General features: G+C 72.8%; 26 protein-coding genes. 15 read left to right on the top strand and 11 right to left on the bottom strand.

Annotated features, from left to right (window positions below; translation table 11 throughout):
• Positions 1–5: 5 nt before the first annotated feature.
• Entirely contained in the window at positions 6–776 is a 771-nt protein-coding gene (locus DEJ05_RS07285; RefSeq protein WP_258376109.1) for a DedA family protein, read from the top strand.
• 3 nt (positions 777–779) lie between these two features.
• Here the strand turns inward: DEJ05_RS07285 and DEJ05_RS07280 are convergent, their stop codons facing one another.
• Positions 780–983: a DUF2945 domain-containing protein gene (locus DEJ05_RS07280; RefSeq protein ID WP_071404335.1), complete on the bottom strand. Its 204-nt coding sequence runs from the start codon at positions 981–983 to the stop codon at positions 780–782.
• A 198-nt stretch (positions 984–1,181) separates the two neighbouring features.
• Between DEJ05_RS07280 and DEJ05_RS07275 the strand changes: the two genes are divergently transcribed.
• Both DEJ05_RS07275 and DEJ05_RS07270 read left to right on the top strand, forming a co-directional pair.
• Positions 1,182–2,234, top strand: coding sequence for a serine/threonine-protein kinase (locus tag DEJ05_RS07275; RefSeq protein ID WP_111022754.1), 1,053 nt, complete (start codon positions 1,182–1,184; stop codon positions 2,232–2,234).
• A 55-nt stretch (positions 2,235–2,289) separates the two neighbouring features.
• Positions 2,290–2,910: a phosphoribosylanthranilate isomerase gene (locus tag DEJ05_RS07270; protein ID WP_111110103.1), complete on the top strand. Its 621-nt coding sequence runs from the start codon at positions 2,290–2,292 to the stop codon at positions 2,908–2,910.
• 100 nt (positions 2,911–3,010) lie between these two features.
• Here the strand turns inward: DEJ05_RS07270 and DEJ05_RS07265 are convergent, their stop codons facing one another.
• The 3 genes from DEJ05_RS07265 to DEJ05_RS07255 form a co-directional block, all read right to left on the bottom strand.
• The gene (locus tag DEJ05_RS07265) at positions 3,011–3,769 is read right to left on the bottom strand and encodes an HAD-IIB family hydrolase (protein ID WP_071404337.1); all 759 of its coding nucleotides are present in this window, start codon (positions 3,767–3,769) and stop codon (positions 3,011–3,013) included.
• Positions 3,770–3,851: 82 nt separating this feature from the next.
• Positions 3,852–4,286 (bottom strand): acyl-CoA thioesterase, encoded by a 435-nt coding sequence (locus DEJ05_RS07260; RefSeq protein ID WP_017886352.1) that lies wholly within the window; start codon positions 4,284–4,286, stop codon positions 3,852–3,854.
• An 82-nt stretch (positions 4,287–4,368) separates the two neighbouring features.
• Entirely contained in the window at positions 4,369–4,965 is a 597-nt protein-coding gene (locus DEJ05_RS07255; protein WP_027464865.1) for a nitroreductase family protein, read from the bottom strand.
• 84 nt (positions 4,966–5,049) lie between these two features.
• Between DEJ05_RS07255 and DEJ05_RS07250 the strand changes: the two genes are divergently transcribed.
• The gene (locus tag DEJ05_RS07250) at positions 5,050–5,973 is read left to right on the top strand and encodes an AEC family transporter (RefSeq protein WP_111029741.1); all 924 of its coding nucleotides are present in this window, start codon (positions 5,050–5,052) and stop codon (positions 5,971–5,973) included.
• Between the two features lie 283 nt (positions 5,974–6,256).
• Here the strand turns inward: DEJ05_RS07250 and DEJ05_RS18035 are convergent, their stop codons facing one another.
• Positions 6,257–6,406 carry a hypothetical protein gene (locus DEJ05_RS18035; protein WP_181433171.1) on the bottom strand — a complete coding sequence of 50 codons (150 nt, stop codon included), beginning with the start codon at positions 6,404–6,406 and terminating at the stop codon, positions 6,257–6,259.
• On the opposite strand from DEJ05_RS18035, the gene DEJ05_RS07245 reads away from it, so the two are divergent.
• Positions 6,405–6,752 (top strand): aldehyde dehydrogenase, encoded by a 348-nt coding sequence (locus DEJ05_RS07245; protein WP_232536581.1) that lies wholly within the window; start codon positions 6,405–6,407, stop codon positions 6,750–6,752. The two genes, DEJ05_RS18035 and DEJ05_RS07245, sit on opposite strands and share 2 nt — an antisense overlap.
• 33 nt (positions 6,753–6,785) lie before the next feature.
• On the opposite strand, the gene DEJ05_RS07240 is transcribed toward DEJ05_RS07245, so the two are convergent.
• Both DEJ05_RS07240 and DEJ05_RS07235 read right to left on the bottom strand, forming a co-directional pair.
• Positions 6,786–7,034, bottom strand: coding sequence for a hypothetical protein (locus DEJ05_RS07240; protein WP_027464862.1), 249 nt, complete (start codon positions 7,032–7,034; stop codon positions 6,786–6,788).
• Positions 7,035–7,180: 146 nt separating this feature from the next.
• The gene (locus DEJ05_RS07235) at positions 7,181–8,017 is read right to left on the bottom strand and encodes an exodeoxyribonuclease III (RefSeq protein ID WP_110864246.1); all 837 of its coding nucleotides are present in this window, start codon (positions 8,015–8,017) and stop codon (positions 7,181–7,183) included.
• A 140-nt stretch (positions 8,018–8,157) separates the two neighbouring features.
• Here DEJ05_RS07235 and DEJ05_RS07230 point away from each other — a divergent pair, with 140 nt between their 5' ends.
• The 6 genes from DEJ05_RS07230 to DEJ05_RS07210 are packed head-to-tail and all read left to right on the top strand — an operon-like array spanning position 8,158 to position 11,311.
• Positions 8,158–8,652 (top strand): Asp23/Gls24 family envelope stress response protein, encoded by a 495-nt coding sequence (locus tag DEJ05_RS07230; protein WP_110858766.1) that lies wholly within the window; start codon positions 8,158–8,160, stop codon positions 8,650–8,652.
• Positions 8,649–8,840, top strand: coding sequence for a DUF2273 domain-containing protein (locus DEJ05_RS07225; protein WP_027464859.1), 192 nt, complete (start codon positions 8,649–8,651; stop codon positions 8,838–8,840). The genes DEJ05_RS07230 and DEJ05_RS07225 overlap by 4 nt, the downstream gene beginning before the upstream one ends.
• On the top strand, positions 8,837–9,208 hold the full coding sequence (locus DEJ05_RS18030) for a hypothetical protein (protein ID WP_181433166.1): 372 nt from the start codon (positions 8,837–8,839) through the stop codon (positions 9,206–9,208). Before DEJ05_RS07225 ends, DEJ05_RS18030 begins: the two co-directional genes overlap by 4 nt.
• The gene (locus DEJ05_RS18025; RefSeq protein ID WP_181440681.1) at positions 9,205–9,858 is read left to right on the top strand and encodes a hypothetical protein; all 654 of its coding nucleotides are present in this window, start codon (positions 9,205–9,207) and stop codon (positions 9,856–9,858) included. Before DEJ05_RS18030 ends, DEJ05_RS18025 begins: the two co-directional genes overlap by 4 nt.
• Complete coding sequence (locus tag DEJ05_RS07215; RefSeq protein WP_111110101.1) at positions 9,855–10,457, top strand: hypothetical protein; 603 nt, start codon at positions 9,855–9,857, stop codon at positions 10,455–10,457. Before DEJ05_RS18025 ends, DEJ05_RS07215 begins: the two co-directional genes overlap by 4 nt.
• A gap of 8 nt (positions 10,458–10,465) precedes the next feature.
• Positions 10,466–11,311: a phosphotransferase gene (locus tag DEJ05_RS07210; RefSeq protein ID WP_375334831.1), complete on the top strand. Its 846-nt coding sequence runs from the start codon at positions 10,466–10,468 to the stop codon at positions 11,309–11,311.
• On the opposite strand, the gene DEJ05_RS07205 is transcribed toward DEJ05_RS07210, so the two are convergent.
• Both DEJ05_RS07205 and DEJ05_RS07200 read right to left on the bottom strand, forming a co-directional pair.
• Positions 11,308–12,660, bottom strand: coding sequence for a M23 family metallopeptidase (locus tag DEJ05_RS07205; RefSeq protein WP_111089396.1), 1,353 nt, complete (start codon positions 12,658–12,660; stop codon positions 11,308–11,310). The genes DEJ05_RS07210 and DEJ05_RS07205 overlap by 4 nt on opposite strands.
• A gap of 74 nt (positions 12,661–12,734) precedes the next feature.
• Entirely contained in the window at positions 12,735–14,402 is a 1,668-nt protein-coding gene (locus tag DEJ05_RS07200; protein ID WP_146245046.1) for a hypothetical protein, read from the bottom strand.
• A 96-nt stretch (positions 14,403–14,498) separates the two neighbouring features.
• Between DEJ05_RS07200 and pyrE the strand changes: the two genes are divergently transcribed.
• Together pyrE and DEJ05_RS07190 are read left to right on the top strand one after the other, a co-directional pair.
• A complete protein-coding gene (gene pyrE, locus DEJ05_RS07195) occupies positions 14,499–15,050 on the top strand; it encodes an orotate phosphoribosyltransferase (RefSeq protein ID WP_071404348.1) in 552 nt (183 codons plus the stop codon).
• A complete protein-coding gene (locus DEJ05_RS07190; RefSeq protein ID WP_111110099.1) occupies positions 15,047–17,311 on the top strand; it encodes a septum formation family protein in 2,265 nt (754 codons plus the stop codon). Before pyrE ends, DEJ05_RS07190 begins: the two co-directional genes overlap by 4 nt.
• 172 nt (positions 17,312–17,483) lie before the next feature.
• On the opposite strand, the gene DEJ05_RS07185 is transcribed toward DEJ05_RS07190, so the two are convergent.
• Positions 17,484–18,437: an aldo/keto reductase gene (locus DEJ05_RS07185; protein WP_111110098.1), complete on the bottom strand. Its 954-nt coding sequence runs from the start codon at positions 18,435–18,437 to the stop codon at positions 17,484–17,486.
• A gap of 108 nt (positions 18,438–18,545) precedes the next feature.
• Here DEJ05_RS07185 and DEJ05_RS07180 point away from each other — a divergent pair, with 108 nt between their 5' ends.
• Positions 18,546–19,190 carry a HEAT repeat domain-containing protein gene (locus tag DEJ05_RS07180; RefSeq protein ID WP_111110097.1) on the top strand — a complete coding sequence of 215 codons (645 nt, stop codon included), beginning with the start codon at positions 18,546–18,548 and terminating at the stop codon, positions 19,188–19,190.
• Positions 19,191–19,799: 609 nt separating this feature from the next.
• On the opposite strand, the gene DEJ05_RS07175 is transcribed toward DEJ05_RS07180, so the two are convergent.
• Positions 19,800–20,489 (bottom strand): metal-dependent transcriptional regulator, encoded by a 690-nt coding sequence (locus tag DEJ05_RS07175; RefSeq protein WP_110864256.1) that lies wholly within the window; start codon positions 20,487–20,489, stop codon positions 19,800–19,802.
• A 37-nt stretch (positions 20,490–20,526) separates the two neighbouring features.
• On the opposite strand from DEJ05_RS07175, the gene DEJ05_RS07170 reads away from it, so the two are divergent.
• The gene (locus DEJ05_RS07170; RefSeq protein WP_181440680.1) at positions 20,527–21,417 is read left to right on the top strand and encodes a CPBP family intramembrane glutamic endopeptidase; all 891 of its coding nucleotides are present in this window, start codon (positions 20,527–20,529) and stop codon (positions 21,415–21,417) included.
• The last annotated feature ends 201 nt before the right edge of the window (positions 21,418–21,618 follow it).

Raw genomic sequence — 21,618 nt, 5'->3', positions numbered from 1 at the left:
GGGGCATGACGACTGCCGTGACCACCCGTGCCATGACCGTCGCCAGTGGCGACTCCACCGCCCCGTCGGACCTCGGCGGGCTCTCCGGGCTCGTGCTGCAGCTGATCGACGCGCTGGGGGAGTGGGGCGTCGGGCTGATGCTCTTCGTCGAGACGGTGTTCCCGCCCATCCCGTCCGAGGTCATCCTGCCGCTGGCCGGGTTCCTCGCGGGTGCCGGCCAGATGAACCTCGTGCTGGTCCTGGTGCTGGCGACGATCGGTTCGTACCTCGGGGCCCTGGTGCTGTACTGGCTCGGCGCGAAGATCGGGTTCGAACGCACCACGCGGTGGTTCGGCAAGCTGCCCCTCGTCGACGAGGACGACTTCCGCAAGGCGGCCGGCTGGTTCCACCGGCACGGCAAGAGCGCGGTGTTCTTCGGCCGGTTCGTCCCGATCGTCCGCAGCCTCATCTCGCTGCCGGCCGGCGCCGACCGCATGCACCTCGGCACGTTCTCGGTGTTCACGATCATCGCGAGCGGCATCTGGAACAGTGCACTCGTGCTGCTCGGTGCCGCGTTCGGGTCGCAGTACGACCAGGTCGAGGCGTACACCGAGTGGATCGACCGCGTGCTCTACGTCGCGATCGCCGTGGTCGTGGTGACCTTCGTCGTGCGCCGGATCCGCCGTGTCCGCGCCGAGCGGCGTACGGGCGGCCCCGACGACGACCACGACGACGCCGGCAGCCCTGCCGTGGGCGGTGCCCGGGGTCGTCGTCGCGCCGAGCCCGCCCGCGACTGAGCCTCAGGCCTTCGTCAGCGCCGACTCCTTGTGGGCGGCCTGCTTGCCGCTCTTCTCCGACTCGACGATCCAGTACGGGTCGTCGTCGGTCGGCGTGAAGTGCTGCCCGTCGAACTCGAAGTCGCTCGTCCGCTTCCGCACGAGCGTGCCGGTCGTCCTGCCCTGCGAGGTGTTCCAGTGCACCTCGTCACCCTTCGACAACGCCATGCTGTCCTCCTTGCGCGATTCCTCGTCCTGGTGGAGGTCGGACTGTACCCCGTCGATCCCCGGGAACTCAGGGAAGTACGGCGATCACGATGTCGTAACGGCCATGCGGATCGAGACTCGGACGCGTACCGTTTCCCATGAGCCCACACGCCGGCAGGCGCCGCGGAACCACGGGCTCCGGACGGGACGACGGACACCATGACCCTGCTGGACAGCGCGCGGGCGGACACCGTCCTCTCTGCGCGGTACCGGCTCGTGAAGCTCATCGGCACCGGCGGCATGGGATCCGTCTACGAAGCCCGTGACGAGCACACGTACCGGGCCGTGGCCGTGAAGCTCTTCGCGACCCCGGACAAGATGACCACCGCCGACCGTGTCCGCCAGGAGCGCGAGATCCGGCTGCTCAGCATGCTCTCCCACCCGGGCCTCATCCCGCTGTACGACGCCGGCACCCACGAGTTCGAGGACGGCCCGCACCGGTTCATCGTGATGGAGCTCATCGCCGACACGACCCTCCTCCGCCGGCTGTCCGAGGGTGCCCTGCACAACTACGAGGTGGCCGACCTCGGTGCGCAGCTCGCCGACGCCCTGGCCTACGTGCACTCCCGCGGCATCGTCCACCGCGACGTCAAGCCCGCCAACATCCTGATCAGCGACGAGGGTTCGTCCGGGTTCGCGCGCACCGTCAAGCTCACCGACTTCGGCGTCGCCCACTTCGTCGACGGCTCCCGCCTGACGAACGACGGCACGGTCATCGGCACCGCCGCCTACCTCAGCCCGGAGCAGGTCGCCGGCGAACCGATCAGCTTCGCCACCGACGTGTACTCGCTCGGGCTCGTCCTGCTCGAGGCGCTGACCGGCAAGCAGGAGTACTCGGGCACCCTCATCGAGGCCGCCCTCGCCCGGCTCCGCCGCGACCCCGAGGTCCCGGACGACGTCGCCGACGAGTGGCGCGAGCTGCTCAGCCGGATGACCGCCCGCGACCCGGAGCGCCGGCCCACCGCGGTCGCCATCGCCAACGCGCTGCGCGGCGGCTCCACCCAGATCACCGGCCCGGTGCCGCTCGGCCCGGAACGCGTGAAGCACCAGCGGGACCACCGCATGCACCGCGCCGCGCACCGGCACGCCAGGCGCGGCACGTTCTCGGCGGTGCGTCGCTGGCGGCGGCGGAACGTCCTGGTCGGGTCCTTCGCGGCCTTCGGCGTCACCGCGGCGTGCGTGGCCGCCTACGTCGCGGGCGCCCTGCACTGACCCCTCCGGCGGCTCCGTGCTCCGGGTACCGGAGCACCCTGGCAGGATGGACAGCATGACCGACCAGCGCTGGATCAAGATCTGTGGCCTGTCGACGCCCGACACCGTGGACGCCGCCGTCGACGCGGGTGCCGACGCCGTCGGGTTCGTCTTCGCGGCGGGCAGCCCCCGGACCGTCACCGCCGACCTGGCGAAGGAACTCGTCGAGCGGGTGCCGGACGGCATCGACGCCGTCGGGGTCTTCCGCGACCAGAAGATCGACGAGATCGTCGGCATCGCCTCCGAGGTCGGGCTCACGACGCTGCAGCTGCACGGTGGCGAGTCGGCGTCCGACTTCGCCCGCGCGCGCGACGCCGGCTTCTTCACCATCCGGGCCATCGGGGCCGAGGACTACCTGCGCGAGACGCCCGAGCAGCGCGCCGCGTTCGACCACGACCTGCTGCTGCTCGACGCCGCCGTGCCCGGCAGCGGTCGCCTGATCGACCCGGCCACGATCGAGGGCGTGGACGAGGCCTGGATCCTCGCCGGCGGGCTGACCCCGGCCAACGTGGTCGCCGCGGTCGAGGCGCTCGACCCCGACGGCGTCGACGTGTCGAGCGGTGTCGAGTCGGAGCGTGGCGTCAAGGACCCCGCCAAGATCCGCGCCTTCGTCGAGGCCGTCCGCAGCCTGGGCTGAGCGCCCGGCCGCGTCGGTCGCGTTCGCGGCTCTGGACGCGACCGCGGACGGACAGGAGGCGCGGTGCGGGCCCGCCACGGGCCTCCCGTCCGCCGCGCGGTCAGCGCAGGGTGGGGATGAGCTCCGTCAGGAACGCGTCCGTGTCCTCCCAGCCCTGCACCGCGTGGCAGGGGACCCCGAGCGCCTTCACCGGGTAGTCGTTGCCCTCGGGGTCGAGCCGGTCGCCCACGAAGAGCATGTCGTCGAGTGCGATGCCGGTGATCTCGGCCAGACGCTGCATGCCGTAGGCCTTGTCGATGCCCTTGCGGGTGATGTCGATGCTGGTGGAGCCGCCCGAGCGGACCTCGAGGTCGGGCAGGTCCTGCTGCACCAGACGGCGCAGGTGGTCCTTCTTCTCGCCGGTCGGGTCCCACTGCTTCTTGACGTCCACCGGGGCGGACTGGCCGAGGGCGGAGAACGTGATCTGCGACCCGCGGTCCTCGAGGATGGCGCCCCAGGTCTCCGACTCCCAGTACCCGGCTTCCTTCGCACGGGCCTCGACCGCGGCGAGGGCGCGGTCCTTCTGCTCGTCGGTGAGGTCCTCGGCGTACTGCAGCGCCCAGTCCTGGTCCTCCCAGCGGTAGTACCGGGTGCCGCAGGTGGGCAGGAGGTGCAGGGCGTCGAGCGTCAGGCCGTCGCGCTGCCGGAGCGGGGTGACCAGCTGCTGCTCGAACTGGGTGAAGTTGCCGCCGGAGATGACCGCGACCGGCACGACCTCGAGCAGGGACGCGAAGGTCTCGAGCATGCGGGGGTCGAGGGAGGACTTCGACGGGGCGAGCGTGTCGTCCAGGTCGAAGGCGACGAGGCGGGGCGTGGTCATGCCCCCGATCCTGCCAGAGCCCGCCGACCACCCGCAGGGTGCGACCATCCGGGCACCCCGGTGCTGCGCGAAGTCTGCGGGGTCACGCGCGGTGCGTGGCGGGGACCCGGTCGCGCGCGTAGGTGATGTCCGTGTAGCCGTGCGGGGCCGGGTTGCCGTCCTCGTCGAGGTTCACGAACACGACCTCGTCGATCGTCAGGATGCTGCGGTGCGTGAAGAGGTTGCGCGCCTCGGCCCGCATGGTCAGCGACGTGCGGCCGAACCGGGTGGCGACGAGGCCGATCTCGACGATGTCGCCCTCCTTCGCCGAGGACAGGAAGTTGATCTCCGACATGTACTTCGTGACGACCTTGCCGTTGCCGAGCTGGATGATCGCGTAGACCGCGGCTTCCTCGTCGATCCAGCGGAGCAGGCTGCCGCCGAACAGGGTGCCGTTGGCGTTGAGGTCTTCCGGTCGCACCCACTTCCGGGTGTAGAAGTTCATCTCCGGCGGGGCGTCGTCCTGGTGCTGATCCATGTCACGTCATGGTACGCCGACGGCCGCGCCCCCGCAGGGACGCGGCCGTCGTGGCGATCGCGGGCGGCGGTGCCGCCGGAGCTCACTCCTTGACGAGGACGACCTCGTCGAGGGGGATGCGGGTGCGCGGGGCGACCTCGCGCTCGGCGGCCTTGTCGTCGAGCTGCGACGGGTGCGCGACGGTGCCGACGGCCGTGACGGTGTACGGCAGGAAGCGCTCGGGCAGGTCGAACGCGGCACGGAGCCCGGCGGCGTCGATGCCCGCCATCTGGTGCACGTGCAGGCCCTCGGCGTGCGCCTGCACGGTGAGGGCGGCGAGCGACTGGCCGAGGTCGTACTGCGCGAAGGGGCGCTCCTCGCCGTCGGCGGTCACGGTCTCGAGCACGCCGACGACGAGGGCGCTGGCGCGGAAGGCCCAGGCGGCGTTGAAGCCGAGCAGGTTCTCGTTGATCTTCCGGAACGTCTCGGTGCCGCGGCGGCCGGCGATGAAGCGGCGGGGCTGGAAGTTCATGGCCGAGGGTGCCCAGCGAGCGGCCTCGAGGACGGCGTCGAGCTGGTCGTCCGAGATCGTCGCGGTCTCGTCGTAGGAGCGGGGGCTCCAGCGCTCCTCGAGCAGCGGCACGAGCGGCTGGCTGGAGTCGGTGGACCGGGTGAGGGTGTCGGCGTTCGTCGAGGTCATGATGCGCTCAACGGTATTCGATGCGTACGCATTTCCGACCTGAGTGACGTCACATCCCCGCCGGCAGGTGCCAGGATGGACGGGATGGGTGGCGTGTTGACCGGCTTCGCGATCATCGGCGCGATCATCGCCGGTGGGTACGTCGTCGGACGCATCGGCCTGCTGGGCCCGCACGCGCAGTTCGTGATGAGTCGGCTCGCGTTCTTCGTGCTGATGCCGTGCCTGCTGTTCCACACCATCGCGACCGCCGACATCGCGTCGCTGCTGTCCTCGATGCTCTGGGTCTCGCTGCTGAGTGCCGCCGTGGTCGCCCTCGGTGCCGCCGCCGTGTTCCGCTTCGTGCTGCGCCGCCCCGTCACCACGACCACCGTCGGCGCCCTGGCGTCGAGCTACGTGAACGCGAACAACATCGGGCTGCCGGTGGCCGTGTACGTCCTCGGCCAGGCGACCGCGGTCGTGCCCGTGATCCTGCTGCAGCTCGTCGTGATGGCCCCGATCGCGTTGACGATCCTCGACGCGGCGACCGCGGGTGGCGGCGGATGGGGGCGGCGGCTCGCGGGGCCGTTCCGGAACCCGATCATCATCGCCTCGCTCGTCGGGCTGGTGTGCTCGGCGACCGGGATCACGCTGCCCGACCCGGTGCTCGAGCCGTTCTCGCTCGTCGGCGCGGCCGCGGTGCCCGTCGTGCTGCTGTCGTTCGGGATGAGCCTGCACGGTGCGACCCCGCTGCGGGACCCGGCGATCCGGACCGACGTCATCGTGGCGTCGTCGATCAAGCTCGTGGTGATGCCGGCCGTGGCGTTCGTGTTCGCCCGGTTCGTGTTCGGGCTCGGCGACCAGGAGGTCTTCGTGCTCACCACCCTCGGCGCCCTGCCGGCGGCGCAGAACGTCTTCAACTACGCGCAGCGGTACGGGGCCGCGGTCCCGGTCGCGCGCGACGTCGTGCTCATCTCGACGCTCGGTTCGGTGCCCGTGCTCGTCGCGATCGCCGCCCTGCTGCACCCGTAGCGCGCCCTGGACGCGCGACGCCGGCGTGTGGCCGCCCGGAAGACGCCGTCGTGTTGTCGAGACGCCTCGATGTCGCCGAGACGCCGCCGCATTCGGCGGCGTCTCGCGCTCTTGCGGGCGTCCTGCGGACACGCCGGCGTCTTCCGCGCCGTGGACGCGCCGCGGGGCGGACGGGAGGCCCGTGGCGGGGGTGCACCGGGCCTCCCGTCCGGCTGTGGTGGCGACCACCGCGGATGGTGAGCAGGAACGGTCGGGTGGCGGTCGCGGACCCGACCATTCCTGCTCACGAAGCGCGGACGGCACGCGCGTACCCTGGCGGGCACGCGGGGCGGACCGCCTCGTGACCGATGACCACGACGAGGAGACCGGCGATGGACACGATGGCGATGATGAAGAACATGTCGATGACGGACATGCCCATGGAGATGGACATGGACATGATGCAGGACACGATGATGGCGATGAACGCCGCGTCGATGGCGGCGACGATGTGCTCCGCGGCCGACATGCGGATGGGCGGCGAGATGGCCACCTGCGCCGCGATGTGCTCGAACACGGCGATGCTCGCCGACACCGGCATGCGGATGATGATGCGTCCGATGGGGATGGACACCGCCGCGATGCAGGCGATGCTCATGGCCGTCGTCGCGATGGGCACCGCGTGTGCCGCCGAGTGCCGCCAGCACCAGGACATGGACGAGTCGTGCCGCTACTGCGCCATGGCCTGCGACGAGATGGTGTCGAAGTGCCAGGCGATGCTCGACTCGATGGCGGCCTGACCCGCTCCGTGCGCGCTCCCCGACGCGTGCGCGCTACGCGACGCGTGCGGTGGTCTGTCGACCGCCGGCGCTGAGGATCTCTGCAACCGGGTGGTGGGCGACCGGCTCGCCGACCGACAGGACGCCGTCGGCGTCCGCCACCCGCAGCTGCGTGATGCTCCCGTCGAGGAACAGCACCACGGCGTCGGCTGCGCGGGTCTCGACGACGATGCCGTCGCGCCACGCACCGGGGGCCGCGGTCGCCATGAGGCGCTGGATGGGAAGGATCGTCGTGCGGGACATGGCTTCACCTGCTCTCGAAGGGGTTCGGTGCAGGAAACCTACGTCGGCGTGACGGACGGCTCAATCACGGCGGACGCCGGGCGTAACAGAGCCGGACGGACGCCGATCCCGGGCCGGGCCGGGCCGGGCCGGTGAGCCGACTCCGATCAGAAGATCATCGGGCGGTCGTCGTCGAGCGACGTGTCCAGGTCGAGGTCGACCACCACGGGGACGTGGTCGCTCGGGGCGTCGCCCTTGCGCTCGTTCCGGTGGATCGAGGCGTCGGTGACGACGTCCGCGAAGGCCTGCGAACCGAGGACGAAGTCGATGCGCATGCCCTCGTTGCGCGGGAACCGCAGCTGCTTGTAGTCCCAGTAGGTGTAGCCGTCGGGCACGATCGGGCGCACGACGTCCTGCAGGCCCCGCGCCTCGAACTCGCGGAACGCTGCCCGCTCGGGTTCGCTGACGTGGGTGGACCCCTCGAAGACCCGCATGTCCCAGACGTCCTGGTCGAGCGGTGCGACGTTCCAGTCGCCCATCAGCGCGAGCGGGGTCTCCGGCGACGCCTCGATCCACTCCGAGGTGCGGTCGGCCAGCTGGGCGAGCCAGTCGAGCTTGTACGTGTAGTGCGGATCGCCGAGCTCGCGGCCGTTCGGCACGTAGAGGCTCCAGAGCCGCACGCCGTCGACCGTGACGCCGATCGCGCGGGCCTCGACCGGCAGGTCCGGCCCCTCGTGGCCCTTCAGGAAGCCGGGCTGGCCGGGGAAGTCGCGGGTGACGTCCTCCATCGGCAGCCGGCTGGCGAACGCGACGCCGTTCCACTGGTTCAGGCCGTGCGCCTCGACGTGGTACCCCGCGGCCTCGAACTGCTCGACCGGGAACTGCTCCGGCTTGCACTTGATCTCCTGCATGCCGAGGACGTCGACGTCCTCACGCACCAGCCAGTCGACGATCCGACCCACTCGGGTGCGGACGGAGTTCACGTTCCAGGTCGCCACGCGCATGGAACAAGAACCTACCGGTGCCGACTGACGACGAGGTCGGCGAGACCAGCGGCATGGTCGGGCGGGACGTGCGCCGCCTGTGCGGCGTACGGCACGATGGTGTTCGCTGGAGGCCAGCAATCGACCGCACGGAGGCAGCAATGGCATCGACGACCAACCGCGTCGACGGGACCACGACCGGGGCCACGCTCGGGACCGGGGCCGGGAGCACCCAGCCCGCCGGCACCACCACGACGCAGGTCACCGCCAAGGGCAGGACCATCATCGACGACACGGTCGTCGCGAAGGTCGCGGGCATCGCCGCCCGCGACGTCCCCGGCGTCTTCGCGCTCGGCGGCAACGCCTCGCGGGCGTTCGGCGCCATCCGCGACGCCATCGGCTCGAGCGCGCTCGGCCAGGGCGTCCGCGTCGAGGTCGGTGAGACCCAGGTGGCCGTCGACCTGACCATCGTCGTGGACTACCCGACGCCGATGATGGAGGTCGCCTCCGCGGTCCGTGCCGCCGTCACGAACGCCGTCACCGAACTCGTCGGCCTCGAGGTCACCGAGGTCAACATCGCCATCAACGACGTGAACATCCCGGCGCTCAACGGCGTCGCGGACGAGCTCGACACCCGGGACGGTCGGGTCCGGTGAACGCCACCGTCGTCGGGATGGGCACCGGCGCCCTGCTCGCGATCGTCGCCGTGACGCTCGGGTTCTGGGCGTTCGTCGTCGTCGCCGTCTGCATGGCGGTCGGTGCACTGGTCGCCCGCATCGTCACGGGTGACGTCGACTTCCGGCGCCTGCTCGACGTGCTGCGCGGACGCCGGAGCTCGTCGTGAGCGACGCCGCCGTCGCCACGGCCGGCGACAGCGGCGTCCGGCTCCGCGGCTCCGACCGCATCGGTACGTCCGCGTTGGTGCACACCGCCCAGGCGGTCGCCGCCGAAGCGCTGCGCGTTGCCTTCCGGGAGGTCCGTGCCCGGGTCGCGGACGACGGCCGCGGCGCGCTGGCGGTCGAGATCACCGCCCCGCTCGCCCTGCCGGTGCTGGGCTCGCACGCACTCCCCGACGAACCCGTCGTCGCCGCGGCGCACCGGGCTCGCGGCACGATCGCCGAGCGCTTCCGGACCATCACAGGCCGACAGGTCGCCCGCGTGACCGTGACCTTCGCCTCGTCGGTCGTGGACACCCCGCGGAGGGTCCGGTGACCGCCGCGACAGCCGTCGACCCCGCCGGCGGCAACCCCGATCCGGTCGTCCCCGCCGGCCCGTCGCACGACGACCACCTCGCCACCCACCGCCGCCTGCTGCGCCGCGAGACCCACGTCTCCCGCTCCGGCGCAGTCGTCGTCGCGATGCTCATCGCCATGGTGCTCGCCGCCGCCGCGGTCTTCGCCGGCGCACTCGTCCTGCTCGACCAGAACGTGCTCGGTGTCGACCCCCGTGCCGTGATCGACGCCGCGCTCGCCGCGCCGGACGGCCTCGACACCACCATCGTGATCGGCATCGGCGCCGTCGTGGCCCTGATCGGCCTCGTGCTCCTGCTGCAGGGGATCCTGCCCCAGCGCCGTCCGCGGCACGTGATGTCGTCCGACCGGCTCGCAGTCGTCGTCGACGACGAGGTCCTGGCCTCCGCCGCGGCCCGAGCCGCGCGTTCCGCGACCCGTCTGGGCGCCGACGCCGCCGTGGGCACCGTCGGTCGCCGCACGGTCGACGTCGTGCTCCGTCCCGCAGCCGGGGCGGACGTCCCCGCGGTCGCCGCGACCGAGGCCGTCGAGCGGGAGTTCGCCGCGATCGACGCGCAGCCGACGCTGGCCGCGCGCGTCCGGGTGCAGCCGACGGGGCGGGTGGACGGATGAACGCCACGAACCGCGCGCTCGGCCGGACGGCGCTCGTCGTGCTCGGGCTCGTCCTGCTCGTCGCCGGGGTCGCCGCGATCCTGGTGCAGACCGCCCAGGGGGTGCCCCTCGTCGCATCGTGGTGGCGCGCGGTCGGTGATGCCCTCGCCGGACTCGGCACCGGGGCGTCGCGTGACGATTCGGTGTTCGCGTGGACCTGCGTGCTCGGCGGTGGCGTCGTGCTCGGCGTGCTCGCACTCGTGGTGCTGACGACGCTCGGCGGTGGCCGCGAGAGCACCGTCGTGGACAGCGACGGTTCGGCCGACGGCGTCGCCGGCTCCGTGCGCATCGAGTCCACGGCCGTGCAGCACGCGCTCTCCGCGGCCATCGGCGACATGCCCCAGGTCGGCTCGCTCGCCGTCGACGTCTACCGGGTCCGTGGTGGTCGGGCGATCCGGGTGCGGGTCCGTCCGCGCCGGGGTGCCGCGCCGCGGGAGATCACCGAACGGGTCGAGGCCGTCGTCGCCGACCTGGACGCCCTGCTCGGCGAACGCCTGCCCGTGCTGCTCGAGATCGCCCGTGGTGGGTCGGGGTCCTCCCGCCCGGACCGCGTGCACTGAGCGTCGCCGTGGTGCGCTCGATCGGCGGACTGCCCCGGCCGGGCGAGACCGTCCCGGTGCCGCGCGTGGTCACCGACGTCGCCCGAGGGCGTGAGGTCGCGCTCGTCTGGCACAACCAGATCGGCGGGACGACGTTCCGGATCGGACCGGACGCGCACGCCGAGGAGTTCGTGAAGGTGCTGCCGCGCGCCTACGGTTCGTGGATCAGTGGCGAGGCCGCGCGGCTGACGTGGGCGTCCCGGTACGCCCGGGTGCCCGAGGTGCTCGACCACGGCGCCGACGACGACGGCGTCTGGCTGCACACGCGTGCCGTGCCCGGCTGGAGCGCAGTCGACCCGCGCTGGCACGACGAACCCCGGACCGCGGTGGTCGCGGTGGGCGAGGGCCTGCGCGCGCTGCACGACACGTTGCCCGTCGACGACTGCCCGTTCACGTGGTCCACGGCGGACCGGCTCGATCGCGCGCGTGGGACGAGCGCCGACGTTGCCGCCGACGCCGAGCGAGGCTGCCCGGGCGGTCTCGGTCCGGAGCCGCCGACCGACCGGATCGTCGTCTGTCACGGCGACCCGTGCACGCCGAACACGCTCATCGGTGCGGACCGGCGGTGGAGCGGGCACGTCGACCTGGACGCGATGGGGGTTGCGGACCGCTGGGCCGACATCGCGGTGGCGACGATGGCCCTCGGCTGGAACTACGGACCCGGGTGGGAGCCGCTGTTCCACCGGGCGTACGGGCTGCCGGACGACCCGGAGCGCACCGCCTGGTACCGGGCGCTGTGGAACGCCGGCGACGACGGGATCGACGAGCCGGAGCCGGAACCGGGCACGTCGCCGGAGCCGGGGTCGATCGGCTAGAAGGCGACCCCGCGAGCGCCCATGAAGGGCACCGGGTCGGTGGTGGCGCCGTTGATGTGCACCTCGACGTGGCTGTGGCAGCCGGTCGACGCCCCGGTGGAGCCGACGAGCGCGATGAGCTGCCCCGCGGAGACCTGCTGGCCGGTGGCGACCCGGAAGCCGCCGTCGACGATGTGGCCGTACGCGGTCTGCACGCCGCCGCCGTGGTTGATGCGGACGTAGTTGCCGTAGCCGCCGTACCAGCCGACGTAGTCGACGGTGCCGGCCGAGGCCGCGACGATGGGCGTGTAGCAGCCGCTCGCCAGGTCGGTGCCCTCGTGCATGGTGACGACGCCGGTGATCGGGTGGACGCGGTACCCGTAGGGGCTGATGACGTAGCCGCTGGCCGGCCGGACCCAGCCGGTCCCGGAGCCCGCGCCGACGGAACCGCCGCCACCCGAGCCGCTGCTGCCGGTCGAGCCGCCGCCTGACGGAGCGCCCCCGCCGGAGTTCGCGGCGGCCTGTGCGGCGGCTGCTCGCTGCGCGGCGGCTGCGCGCTCTGCGGCTTCGCGTGCGGCCTTCTCCTCCGCCGCCTTGCGGACGCGCTCACCCTTGGCGAACTCGGCTTCGGTCCGGACGCGGCCGGAGGTCAGGGTCGCGAGCTGGGCGTCGAGTCGGGCCTTGTTCGACTGCTGCTCGTCGTAGGCGGCCTGCACGGCGTCGGACGCCGCCTGGGCTTCCTGCATGCGGTCTTCGGCTTCGGCAGCGAGGTCGCCCAGCGCTTCGGCGGCGCGGTCGGCCTGTGCCTCGAGCGAGCTGGCGACGGCGGCGTCGGCGCTCGCGGCGGCCTGCACGCGCTCGGCCTGCTCGGAGAGCTTGCTCAGCGCACCGAGGTTGTAGAGCAGATCACTGGCGTCTTCGCCCTGGGTGATCACCGAGGTGGTGACGTCGGCGCCACCGGAGCGGGACATCTGCGCGGCGAACTGCCCGGCCTGCGCGGCGCTCTGGTCGGCGACCTTCGCGTGGTCCTTGGCGTCGGCGCGGAGCTGCTGTTCCTTCTCGGCCGCCGTCTGGGCCTTGCGCTGTGCCTTGTAGAACACGTCGCCGAGCTTCTGCGCCTTCGCCTCGGCAGCATCGACCTTGGCGTCGAGTTCGCTGATGATGCCCCGGATCTCGGTGATCTGGCCCTGCTTCGCGGATTCCTTGCCGCGGGCGGACTTCACTTCGTCCCACGTGGGGTAGGTCACCGCCTGGGCGGCCGGAGCGTCGGCGATGACCGTGCCGACGAGGCCCGCGAGTGCCAGGCCGGTGACGGCGAGGCGCAGGCGCACGGGGACACGGTGGGCGCGGGGGCTGGTGGGACGAGACATCGAGCACGAGCCTATACATCCGTACAGCGAGCATCGGACGGCAACGCGCCGCTGTGGACAACTTCAGCAGTGGATCAGAAGCCGCGGTCGCGCCGGATGACGTCGGCGCTCCCGACGACGTCGCGCCGCAGGATCGCCTGTCCGGCGGTGCCGGCGTAGTCGTAGACGTCGAACCCGGTGCAGTGGGTGATCGTCGCCGGGGGGCCGAGGGAGTCCTCGACCGCGGTGGTCCAGAGGTCGTGCGACCCGACCACCACGAAGCTCGGGTCGGCGTCGCGGTAGGCGCCGAGGTCGACGAGCCACGGGTACGTCTCGAAGGTGTCGCGGACCTGCAGCAGCCCGACGTTCGTCGCCGCGTAGGTGGCGAGGGGCCGGACCGTCCAGAACTGCCCGACGCCGGTGACCTGGCGCCCGTCGGCCCAGCGGTCCAGGCACGCGGCCGCCGGGTACCGCGCGGTCGACACGGCGTGGGCGGTGCCTGGGGCCACGGCGATCCCGGTCGCGAGGACGGCGGCCATCGCGACCGCCACCCCCGCCCGGACCCCGCGGTGCGGGCGGTGCACGCGGGTGCGGCGGACCGCGGTGCGGGTGAGCTCGGCCACGGCGACGAGCGCGAGCAGCGGTGCCGTCACGATCGGCTGCAGGTAGCGCGGGGTCTCGGACCCGGCGACGACGACCCCGACGGACACGGCGACGACGGTCACCAGCGGCAGCAGCGTCGCGACCAGCACGGTGCGTGCGGTGCGGACCCGCCAGGCCCAGACCGTGCCGCCGACGGTGACGAGCACTCCGGCGAACAGCAGCAGGAGCCCGAGGTCGCCCGGTGCCGTGCCCGCCCGGTCGTCGGTCAGTGCCGCGAAGAACCGCAGGGTCTCCCCGGCCCGTGACGGCTGCACGTACGTCGCCGGGTCGAGGGAGACGAACGGTCGCAACGGGATCCGCACCAGGTACCCGACGACCGATCCGACCGTGACGGCACCGGCGAGCAGCGCAGCGGGGCGCCACGGCACCCGCCGTGCCAGCACCAGGAGCCCGAGGGTGACGACGACGGGAGCGGCGGACCAGGGCACGTACAGCGGGTTCGACGCGGTCGTGCACGCGGCGACGAGTCCGAGCACCACGAGCAGGGGCACCGACGCCCGGCCGAGGCGCACCGCCCGCAGCACCAGCACCGCGGTGCCGAGCACCGCCAGCACGGCGCCGTAGTAGTAGGTCGTCGTGAGCAGCAGGGACGCCAGCTCGAGCGAGGTCGCCGTCGCCGATGACTCCGTCAGCACGAGCAGCGTGACCAGGCCGAGCGCCCCCGCCGACACCGCGATCCGCGCGGGGCGCCCGGCGGACGGCATCAGTTCGTTCGCAGCGGCACGCACCAGCGCGTAGACCGCGAGGAGCACGAGCACCCCGTTCAGCGCCAGGGCCTGCTGCGGGGTCCCGGTCACCAGCGAGCAGAACAGGTACACGGGCAGCTCGGGAAAGAAGAACAGCGCGGGCGACATCGCCCACTCGAACGGCTGGCCGGCCTGCAGCGAGCGCTCGACGAGCGGCAGCAGCACCGAGTCGCCGTCGTACCAGAGCAACGCCACCCGTTCCGTCGCGACGACGTGGCGCAGGGCGATGACGGCCAGGGCCAGCGCGACCAGGCCGCCCAGGGCCTCCCGTCCGATCGTGACGGCCACCCCACCCGTCCGGCGGCCGCCGGACGGAGCCGGCTCCACGGCGGGGCGACGCGGTGCTCGGGACATGCCCCGGAGCGTACCGAGGCCGCCTCGGTGCCGGTACGCACAGACCCACAGGCTGGGGGAGCGCGTTGCGGGCCCGACCGACTACCCTTGTGCGCTGTGACCGACGCGCGCGAACAGTTGATCCAGTACATCTCCTCCGAAGCGGTGTTCCACGGCGACTTCACCCTGACCAGCGGGAAGAAGGCGACGTACTACATCGACCTGCGGAAGGTCAGCCTGGACCACCGCGTCGCGCCGCTGATCGGCCAGGTCATGACCGAGCTCGTGCAGCAGGTGCCGGACGTCTCCGCCGTCGGTGGCCTGACCATGGGCGCCGACCCGATCGCCAGCGCCGTCCTGCACCAGGCCGCTGCCCAGGGCCTGACCTACGACGCCTTCGTCGTCCGCAAGGAGCCGAAGGACCACGGCCGCGGCAAGCAGGTCGAGGGACCGGACCTCAAGGGCAAGCGCGTCGTCGTGCTCGAGGACACCTCCACCACCGGCGGCTCGCCGCTCAAGGCGGCCGAGGCGCTCGAGCGCGAGGGCGCGATCATCGCCGCCGTCGCGGTCGTCGTCGACCGGGACACCGGTGCCAAGGAGACGATCGAGGCGGCCGGCTACCCGTACTTCGCGGCCATCGGGTTGGCTGATCTGGGGCTGACCGCGTGACCGAGGAGCGTCCGGACGACGCACGCGAACCCGACGGCACCGCCGGCCCGGCAGACGGGGACGACGGCCTGGAGGCTCGGCGTGCGTCCGGTTCGGACGCTCCGTTCCACGGTCTCCGCAGCGCTGCGGACATCTTCGGGGCTCCGCGCGGCGAGGAGGACTGGCCGTCGCGGCGGGAGCGCCGCGAGGCGGAGCGCACCGCCCGTGAGACGGGCGCGCCGCTGCCGGAGCCGTTCGTGGCCGAGGGGGAGGCGGAGGGCGCCGAGGCTGCTGCTCCGGCGCTCGACGACGGCGCGACCCAGGCCATCTCGATGCCGCCCGAGCTGCTCGCACCCTCCGAGAACCCCGACGCCGTCGTCGAGCACGAGCGCTCCACACTGCACGACCGGATCCCGGCCGCCGCCGACGTCGCGCCGGACTCCACCGCGCCGCACCCGTCGTCGATCGTGCTGCCGACGGCGCAGACCCACCGTGACGAACGAGCTGCCGCGTCGAAGGCCATCGAGGAAGAGCGTCGCCGCGTCGACCCGTTCGGCGAGGGCCGCGCCGACGTCGACTGGCTCGGCCGCGCGACCGGCAACCACCCGGAGTCCGTGGCGCCCGCTGCTGCTGCTCCCGCTGCGCCGCAGCCCCTCGGCGTCGAGAACGTGCTGCCCCCGACCGAAGAGCCGCCGACCTTCACCGACCTGCTGCGCATCACCAGCACCGGGCCGGTCCCCACGCAGACCGGCGCGCACGACCGGCCGTTCGACTGGGCCATCGGTGACGACGAGCCCGGCGAGGTCCCGGCGACGCTGACCACCGACTCGTTCGACACCACCGCGCTGTCCGCCGGGTCCTGGTCGCTCGCCGACGAGTTGGACGACGAGGACGAGGTCGTCGCCGGCGAGGTCGACACCCCCGCCTCCGGGCTGCCGCAGGCACCGCGGACCTACCCGGTGCCGCCGGCGGTCCCCGTGCCGCCGGTGGTGCCCCCGACGGTCCCGGCTGCGCCCGTGTCGGACACGGCTGCTCCGGCTGCCGTTCCCGCCGCTGATGCCGCTGGTGCTCCGTCGGAGGCGACCGAGGCCGTGGACGTGCCCCGCGAGCCCGCCGGAGACGACGTGCCGGACGCGACCGAGGGCCTCCAGGCCGATGCCCCGACCACCGCGATGCCGGCGGCCGGGACGCCCTGGTGGTCCGAGCCCGACGCGACCGTGCCGCCGACCGCCGCACCGCCGCTTGTCGAACCCGCTGCGGGTGCCCAGGAGTACCCGGCGCACCTGCCGCCGTCGGTGGGGCAGGACCTCGACGCCGTGCTCGGACTGCGTGGGAACGACACCGGTCCGCAGCCGGAGTCCCTTCCTGCCGCGGCGCCGGACGACCTGGACCAGTCCGAGTGGGACGGCCGCGAGACCAGTGACACGAGTGCCATCAAGGACCTGTTCGGCACCGAGGCCGTCGGGCAGCTCGGCGGGACCGGCTACGACCCGGAGGACACCGGGACGCGGATGATGCCGGCGGCTGCCGTGCCCGCGGCTGCTGCCGCTCCTGCTGCTGCCCCTGCGCCCGCTGCTGCTGGCCGGCCGGCCGGCGGTCCGGACCGGCAGTCCGGCGACCGCGACAACTTCATCAACGAGGGCTTCGCGCGGCTGCGGAACGAGGGCAAGCGCGGCAAGCAGCTGCTGATCTACGGGTCGATCGCGCTGATCCTCGTGCTCATCGTGCTGGTGTTCCTGCTGTCGAAGTGGATCCTCGGGAACAACATCGCCGACCAGGCCGTGCCGACGAAGTCGCCGGTGGCTGCCTCGTCGGCGCCGGCGACACCGAGCGCTGCGCCGTCGGCGTCGGCCTCGCAGCCGGGTGACGCCGCAGCACCGGCCGCCACGCTGCAGTTCGCCACGACCCCGGCGCTGCCCGGCGAGCACCCGTGGACCGACCTGGCCGGCGGGGAGTGCCTGTCGCCGTTCACGAACGCGTGGTCGCAGACCTTCACGGTGGTGGACTGCGCGACGCCGCACATCGGGCAGCTGACCGCACGTCTCGCCGTCGAAGGTGACACCTACCCCGGTGCCGAGGCCCTGGCGACCCAGGCGGCCGACCAGTGCCAGTCCGACACGGCGCTGAACGCCTCGGCCGCCGCTGCCGTGGGGGACGTGCAGGTGCAGGGTTCCTACGCGCCGGACCAGGCGACGTGGGACCAGGGTGACCGGTTCATCGCGTGCTTCGTGACGCGGTCGTCGGGGCAGCCGCTGACCGGGTCGTTGGCGCCGGGGGCGTAGGGGCGGTCGGCGCGGGTCGCACGCGTTCTGCGACGATCCACCCCGTGATCGACTGGTGGTCTGTCGGAACATGCACACGCAGCGACTGCGTGCGCAACGAACGACATCCCACCCGTCGAACGACGAGTGGGATGTCGGAACATGTACGCGCATCGGCTGAGATGCGCCGGCGTCAGGCGCTCGCGGGCACCTTCGCCGACACGTCGGACAGGGTCTGCAGCTCGTCGGCGGTGAGCTCGAGCTCTGCCGAGGCCAGCAGCGCCGGCAGCTGCTCGGTGTTCCGGGCGCTCGCGATCGGCGCGACGACGTCGGGCTGCGCCTGCAGCCAGGCGAGTGCGACGGTGGCGATCTCGGAACCGTGGGCATCGGCGATCGAGGACAGCGCGTCCACGACGGCGAGCCCCTCGTCGGTGAAGTAGCCGGACACCTGGCCCTCGCGGTCCTTGCCCGCGAAGTCGTCCTTCGAGCGGTACTTGCCGGTCAGGAACCCCGCGGCGAGCGAGAAGTACGGCACGACGCCGAGTCCGTGCTCGTGCGCGAGCGGTGCGATCTCGGCCTCGTACGGCTGGCGGGTGACCAGGTTGTAGTGCGGCTGGATGGCGACGGGCTGGGCGAGGCCGTTCTCCGTCGCGATGCGGATCCACTCCGCGGCGCGGTCCTTCGAGTAGTTCGAGATCGCGGTGTAGCGGACCAGGCCGTCCTGCACGAGCTGGTCGAAGGCGCGGACGGTCTCCTCGAGCGGGGTCGACTGGTCGTCGAAGTGCGCGTAGTACAGGTCGATCCGGTCGGTGCCGAGGCGCTCGAGGCTCGCGCGGGCAGCGGCGGCGACGGTGTCCGCGGCGAGGCCCTGGAACTCCGGGTGCTGCGAGCCCTTCGTCGCGATGACGACGTCGTCCCGCTTGCCCGAAGCGCGCAGCCACGAACCGATGACCCGCTCGGACTCGCCGCCCGAGTTGCCCGGCGCCCAGGCCGAGTACACGTCCGCGGTGTCGATGAAGTCGCCACCGGCCGCGGTGTAGGCGTCGAGGACCCGGTGCGAGGTCGACTCGTCCGCCGTCCAGCCGAAGACGTTGCCGCCGAGGGCGAGGGGGAACACGTGCAGGTCGCTGGTACCGATGCGGGGCATGCGGAGGTCCTTTCGTGGTCGGAGGTGCGGTGGGAGCCAACCGCACGTCTCCCGACGCTATGCCCCGATGCTTGACACGGCCCCGGCGCGAGGGGCTTCGATGGACGGATGACCACGCTCACCGATGCCCTCGCCGATCCGCGATCCTCCGCCCGGCTGCAGGCCGTGATGGCCGCGGGGACCACCCCGGACCCCGCGGACCTCGAGGTGCTCGTCGCGCAGTGCGCCGTCGAGCCGGACTTCTTCGTCCGCGACATGCTGACGTGGGCGCTCACCCGGCACCCCGCCGACGAGGTCGTCGCCCGCGTCCTGCCCGAGCTCGAGCGCCCCGAGCCCCAGGCCCGCAGCCAGGCGCTCCACACCCTGTCGAAGATCGGCGACCCGGACGCGTGGCCCGCGGTGCGCCCGCTGCTCGAGGACCACGACGACGAGGTGCTCCGAGCCGCCTGGCGCACTGCGGTCGTACTGGTGCCGGACGACGAGCGGGCGTCGCTCGCGCGGACCCTCGCCGTGCAGCTCGGCATCGGTGACCGCGAGCGTCGGCTCAGCCTGTCGCGTGCTCTGGTGGGACTCGGCGAAGACACCGTCGGACCGGTCCTCGTCGCGGCCGCCGACCGGGGGACCGACGCCGTCCGGGAGCACGTGCACGAGACCGAACGGCTGCTGCACGACCCCGGCGTCGCCTCCGAGTACGCGCTCGAACGGGCTCGGCGCGAGGTCGCCCTCGGCCGGACGCGCTCCGTGAAGGGCTAGGGCCGGCGGACGTGCCCGGTCGGGCGCGCCGAGTGGTCGAGAACCGTCGGCGTCGCGGTGGTGGGGCGGGCGCGTCGCGCGGTCACGACACCCCGTGGGCGGGGTGCCGAGTGGTCGCGGACCGTCGGTTGCGGGGCTGCCGGGCGACAGATGGTGACCGCTCGGCGGAGGTGAGCGGGTGCCGTGACCGGTGGGGGCGTCGGACGGGAGGCGCGTGGCGGCGGGTCACCGGGCCTCCCGTCCGTCGCCACGCGCGTTCGCGGGCCGCAGTGCGGTCACGACGCCCCGTGCGTTGGGTGCCGAGTGGTCGCGAACTGTCGGTTGCGGGGCTGCCGGGCGACAGATGGTGACCGCTCGGCGGACGTGAGCGGGGTGTCGTGACCGGTGGGGGCGTCGGACGGGAGGCGCGTGGCGGCCGCGCGCCGGGCCTCCCGTCCGTCGCCACGCGGGTTCGCGGGCCGCGGTGCGGTCGCGACGCCCCGTGCGTTGGGTGCCGAGTGGTCGCGAACCGTCGGTTGCGGGGCTGCCGGGCGACAGATGGTGACCGCTCGGCGGACGTGAGCGGGGTGTCGTGACCAGCCGACCATCCCGCCCGCGCACGCCGCGCGGTCAGTCGCCGTCGGGCGCGAGCCAGATGGAGGACGCGGCGGCAGCCGGTAGGTCGACGAGGGACTCCGAGCCGTCGATCGCCCGCCGCGACACCGCGATGACGCCGGCGTAGTCCCGCACCCGCTCGACCCGCAGGTGCGTGCCCAGCCCCACCCCGAGCTCGTCGAAGTACCGCAGCAGCGAGGGGTCGTCGTCCGAGACCCGGTCGACGGTGCCGCACGCTCCCGGCTCGATCGCGCCGAGCAGGGTGCCGGGGGAGTCCGGCACGATGCCGTCCGCCCCGGGGATCGGGTCGCCGTGGGGGTCGTGCGTCGGGTGGCCGAGGTCGGCGTCGACGCGGTCGAGGAACTGCTCGGACACGGCGTGCTCCAGGGCCTCGGCCTCGGTGTGGACCTCGTCCCACGAGTAGCCGAGCCGCTCCACCAGGAACGTCTCGATCAGCCGGTGCCGCCGGACCATCGCCACCGCGACCTGCTGCCCGAGTGGGGTGAGCACGACGCCGTAGTACGGGGTGTGCTCGATCAGGCCGTCGCGGTCGAGCTTCTTGAGGTTGCCCGACACCGTCGACGCCGACACCTTCAGCGACGCCGCGATGTCCCGCGTCGCCAAGCCGGGCCCGCCGCGCTCGCTGGCCTTCCAGATGAGCTTGACGTAGTCCTCTGCCATGGTGGACAGGGAGGGCAGGCGCATACCGCCAATCGTACGTCCCGCCTGGTACAACCGGGAGGTGACCACCACCGCCCCCGTCCGAGCCCGCCGCCGTCGCTGGCCGGTGCCCCCGTCGCTACTGCTCGGGCTCGCGCCGATCGTGGTCTTCGCGGCGATCAGCGCCTGGCGGTCACGGCCGAGCGACGACTACGCGACCCTCGGGCAGACGGTCGACAGCGTCGTGCACGCCCTGGTCATCCCCGAGGGCATCGCCGTCGTGGCACTCGCCCTGTTCGTCACTGCGCTCGGCTGGTGGCGGATCGCCACGGTCGACCCGGTCCGGACGCGGCTGCGGTGGACGATGCTCGCACCGATCCTCGTGCTCGTGGTGTGCGTCGTCCGGCTGCCCCTGATCGACTGGACGGCGCTGCCGACGCACTACTTCCTGCTGCTCGCCGTCGGGGTGCTGTTCGTCGGGGTCTTCGAGGAGCTGATGGCCCGCGGGACCCTGCTCGTCGGGCTGCGGCGGCGCCTGCCGGAGATGGGGGTCTGGGCCCTGTCGTGTGCGCTGTTCGGGCTGCTGCACCTGCTCAACGCGCTCGCCGGAGCCGGGATCGGGCCGACGCTCATCCAGGTCGTGTTCGCGGCGTCGTTCGGGTCGACGCTGTACGTCGCGCGTCGGCTGACCGGGTCGCTGCTCGCCCCAGTGCTGCTGCACGCCTTCTGGGATTTCGGGTCCATCGGGTTCTCGGCGACCGCGGACACGGGCGACTTCGGCAAGCTGACCCTGCTCGGTCTGATCGGGCTGTTCTCGTTCGGGGTGCTCGCGTTCGGCATCGTGGCCGGCGGGATCATCGCCTGGTACGACGACCGACCCCGTCGGCTCGCGAAGCGGTGGCGGACGGTACCGCCCATGGGGGCGGTCGTGGTGCCGGGAGGCGAGCCGCGCCTCCGGGCCGACGTGGTCTGAGGGACCGGACGCGACGGCCGCTGCACTGGCGGACGCTGAGCCGACCGGCGCGTGGCGACCCCGCGCGGACGCGACGGTGCCCCGGAGCGCAGCACGCTCCGGGGCACGGTTCGGTCGTGTCGGTCGACGCGACCGACGCGACGTGTCAGTCGGCTCGGCGTGTCGTGTCGGTCGACGAGACGCGTCGGTCGACCAGCGTCG

The sequence above is a fragment of the Curtobacterium sp. MCLR17_045 genome (genome assembly GCF_003234405.1).
Lineage (GTDB): Bacteria > Actinomycetota > Actinomycetes > Actinomycetales > Microbacteriaceae > Curtobacterium > Curtobacterium flaccumfaciens.
Note: the sequence above shows the minus strand (reverse complement) of the source record. Positions and strands in the feature narration are given on the sequence as shown.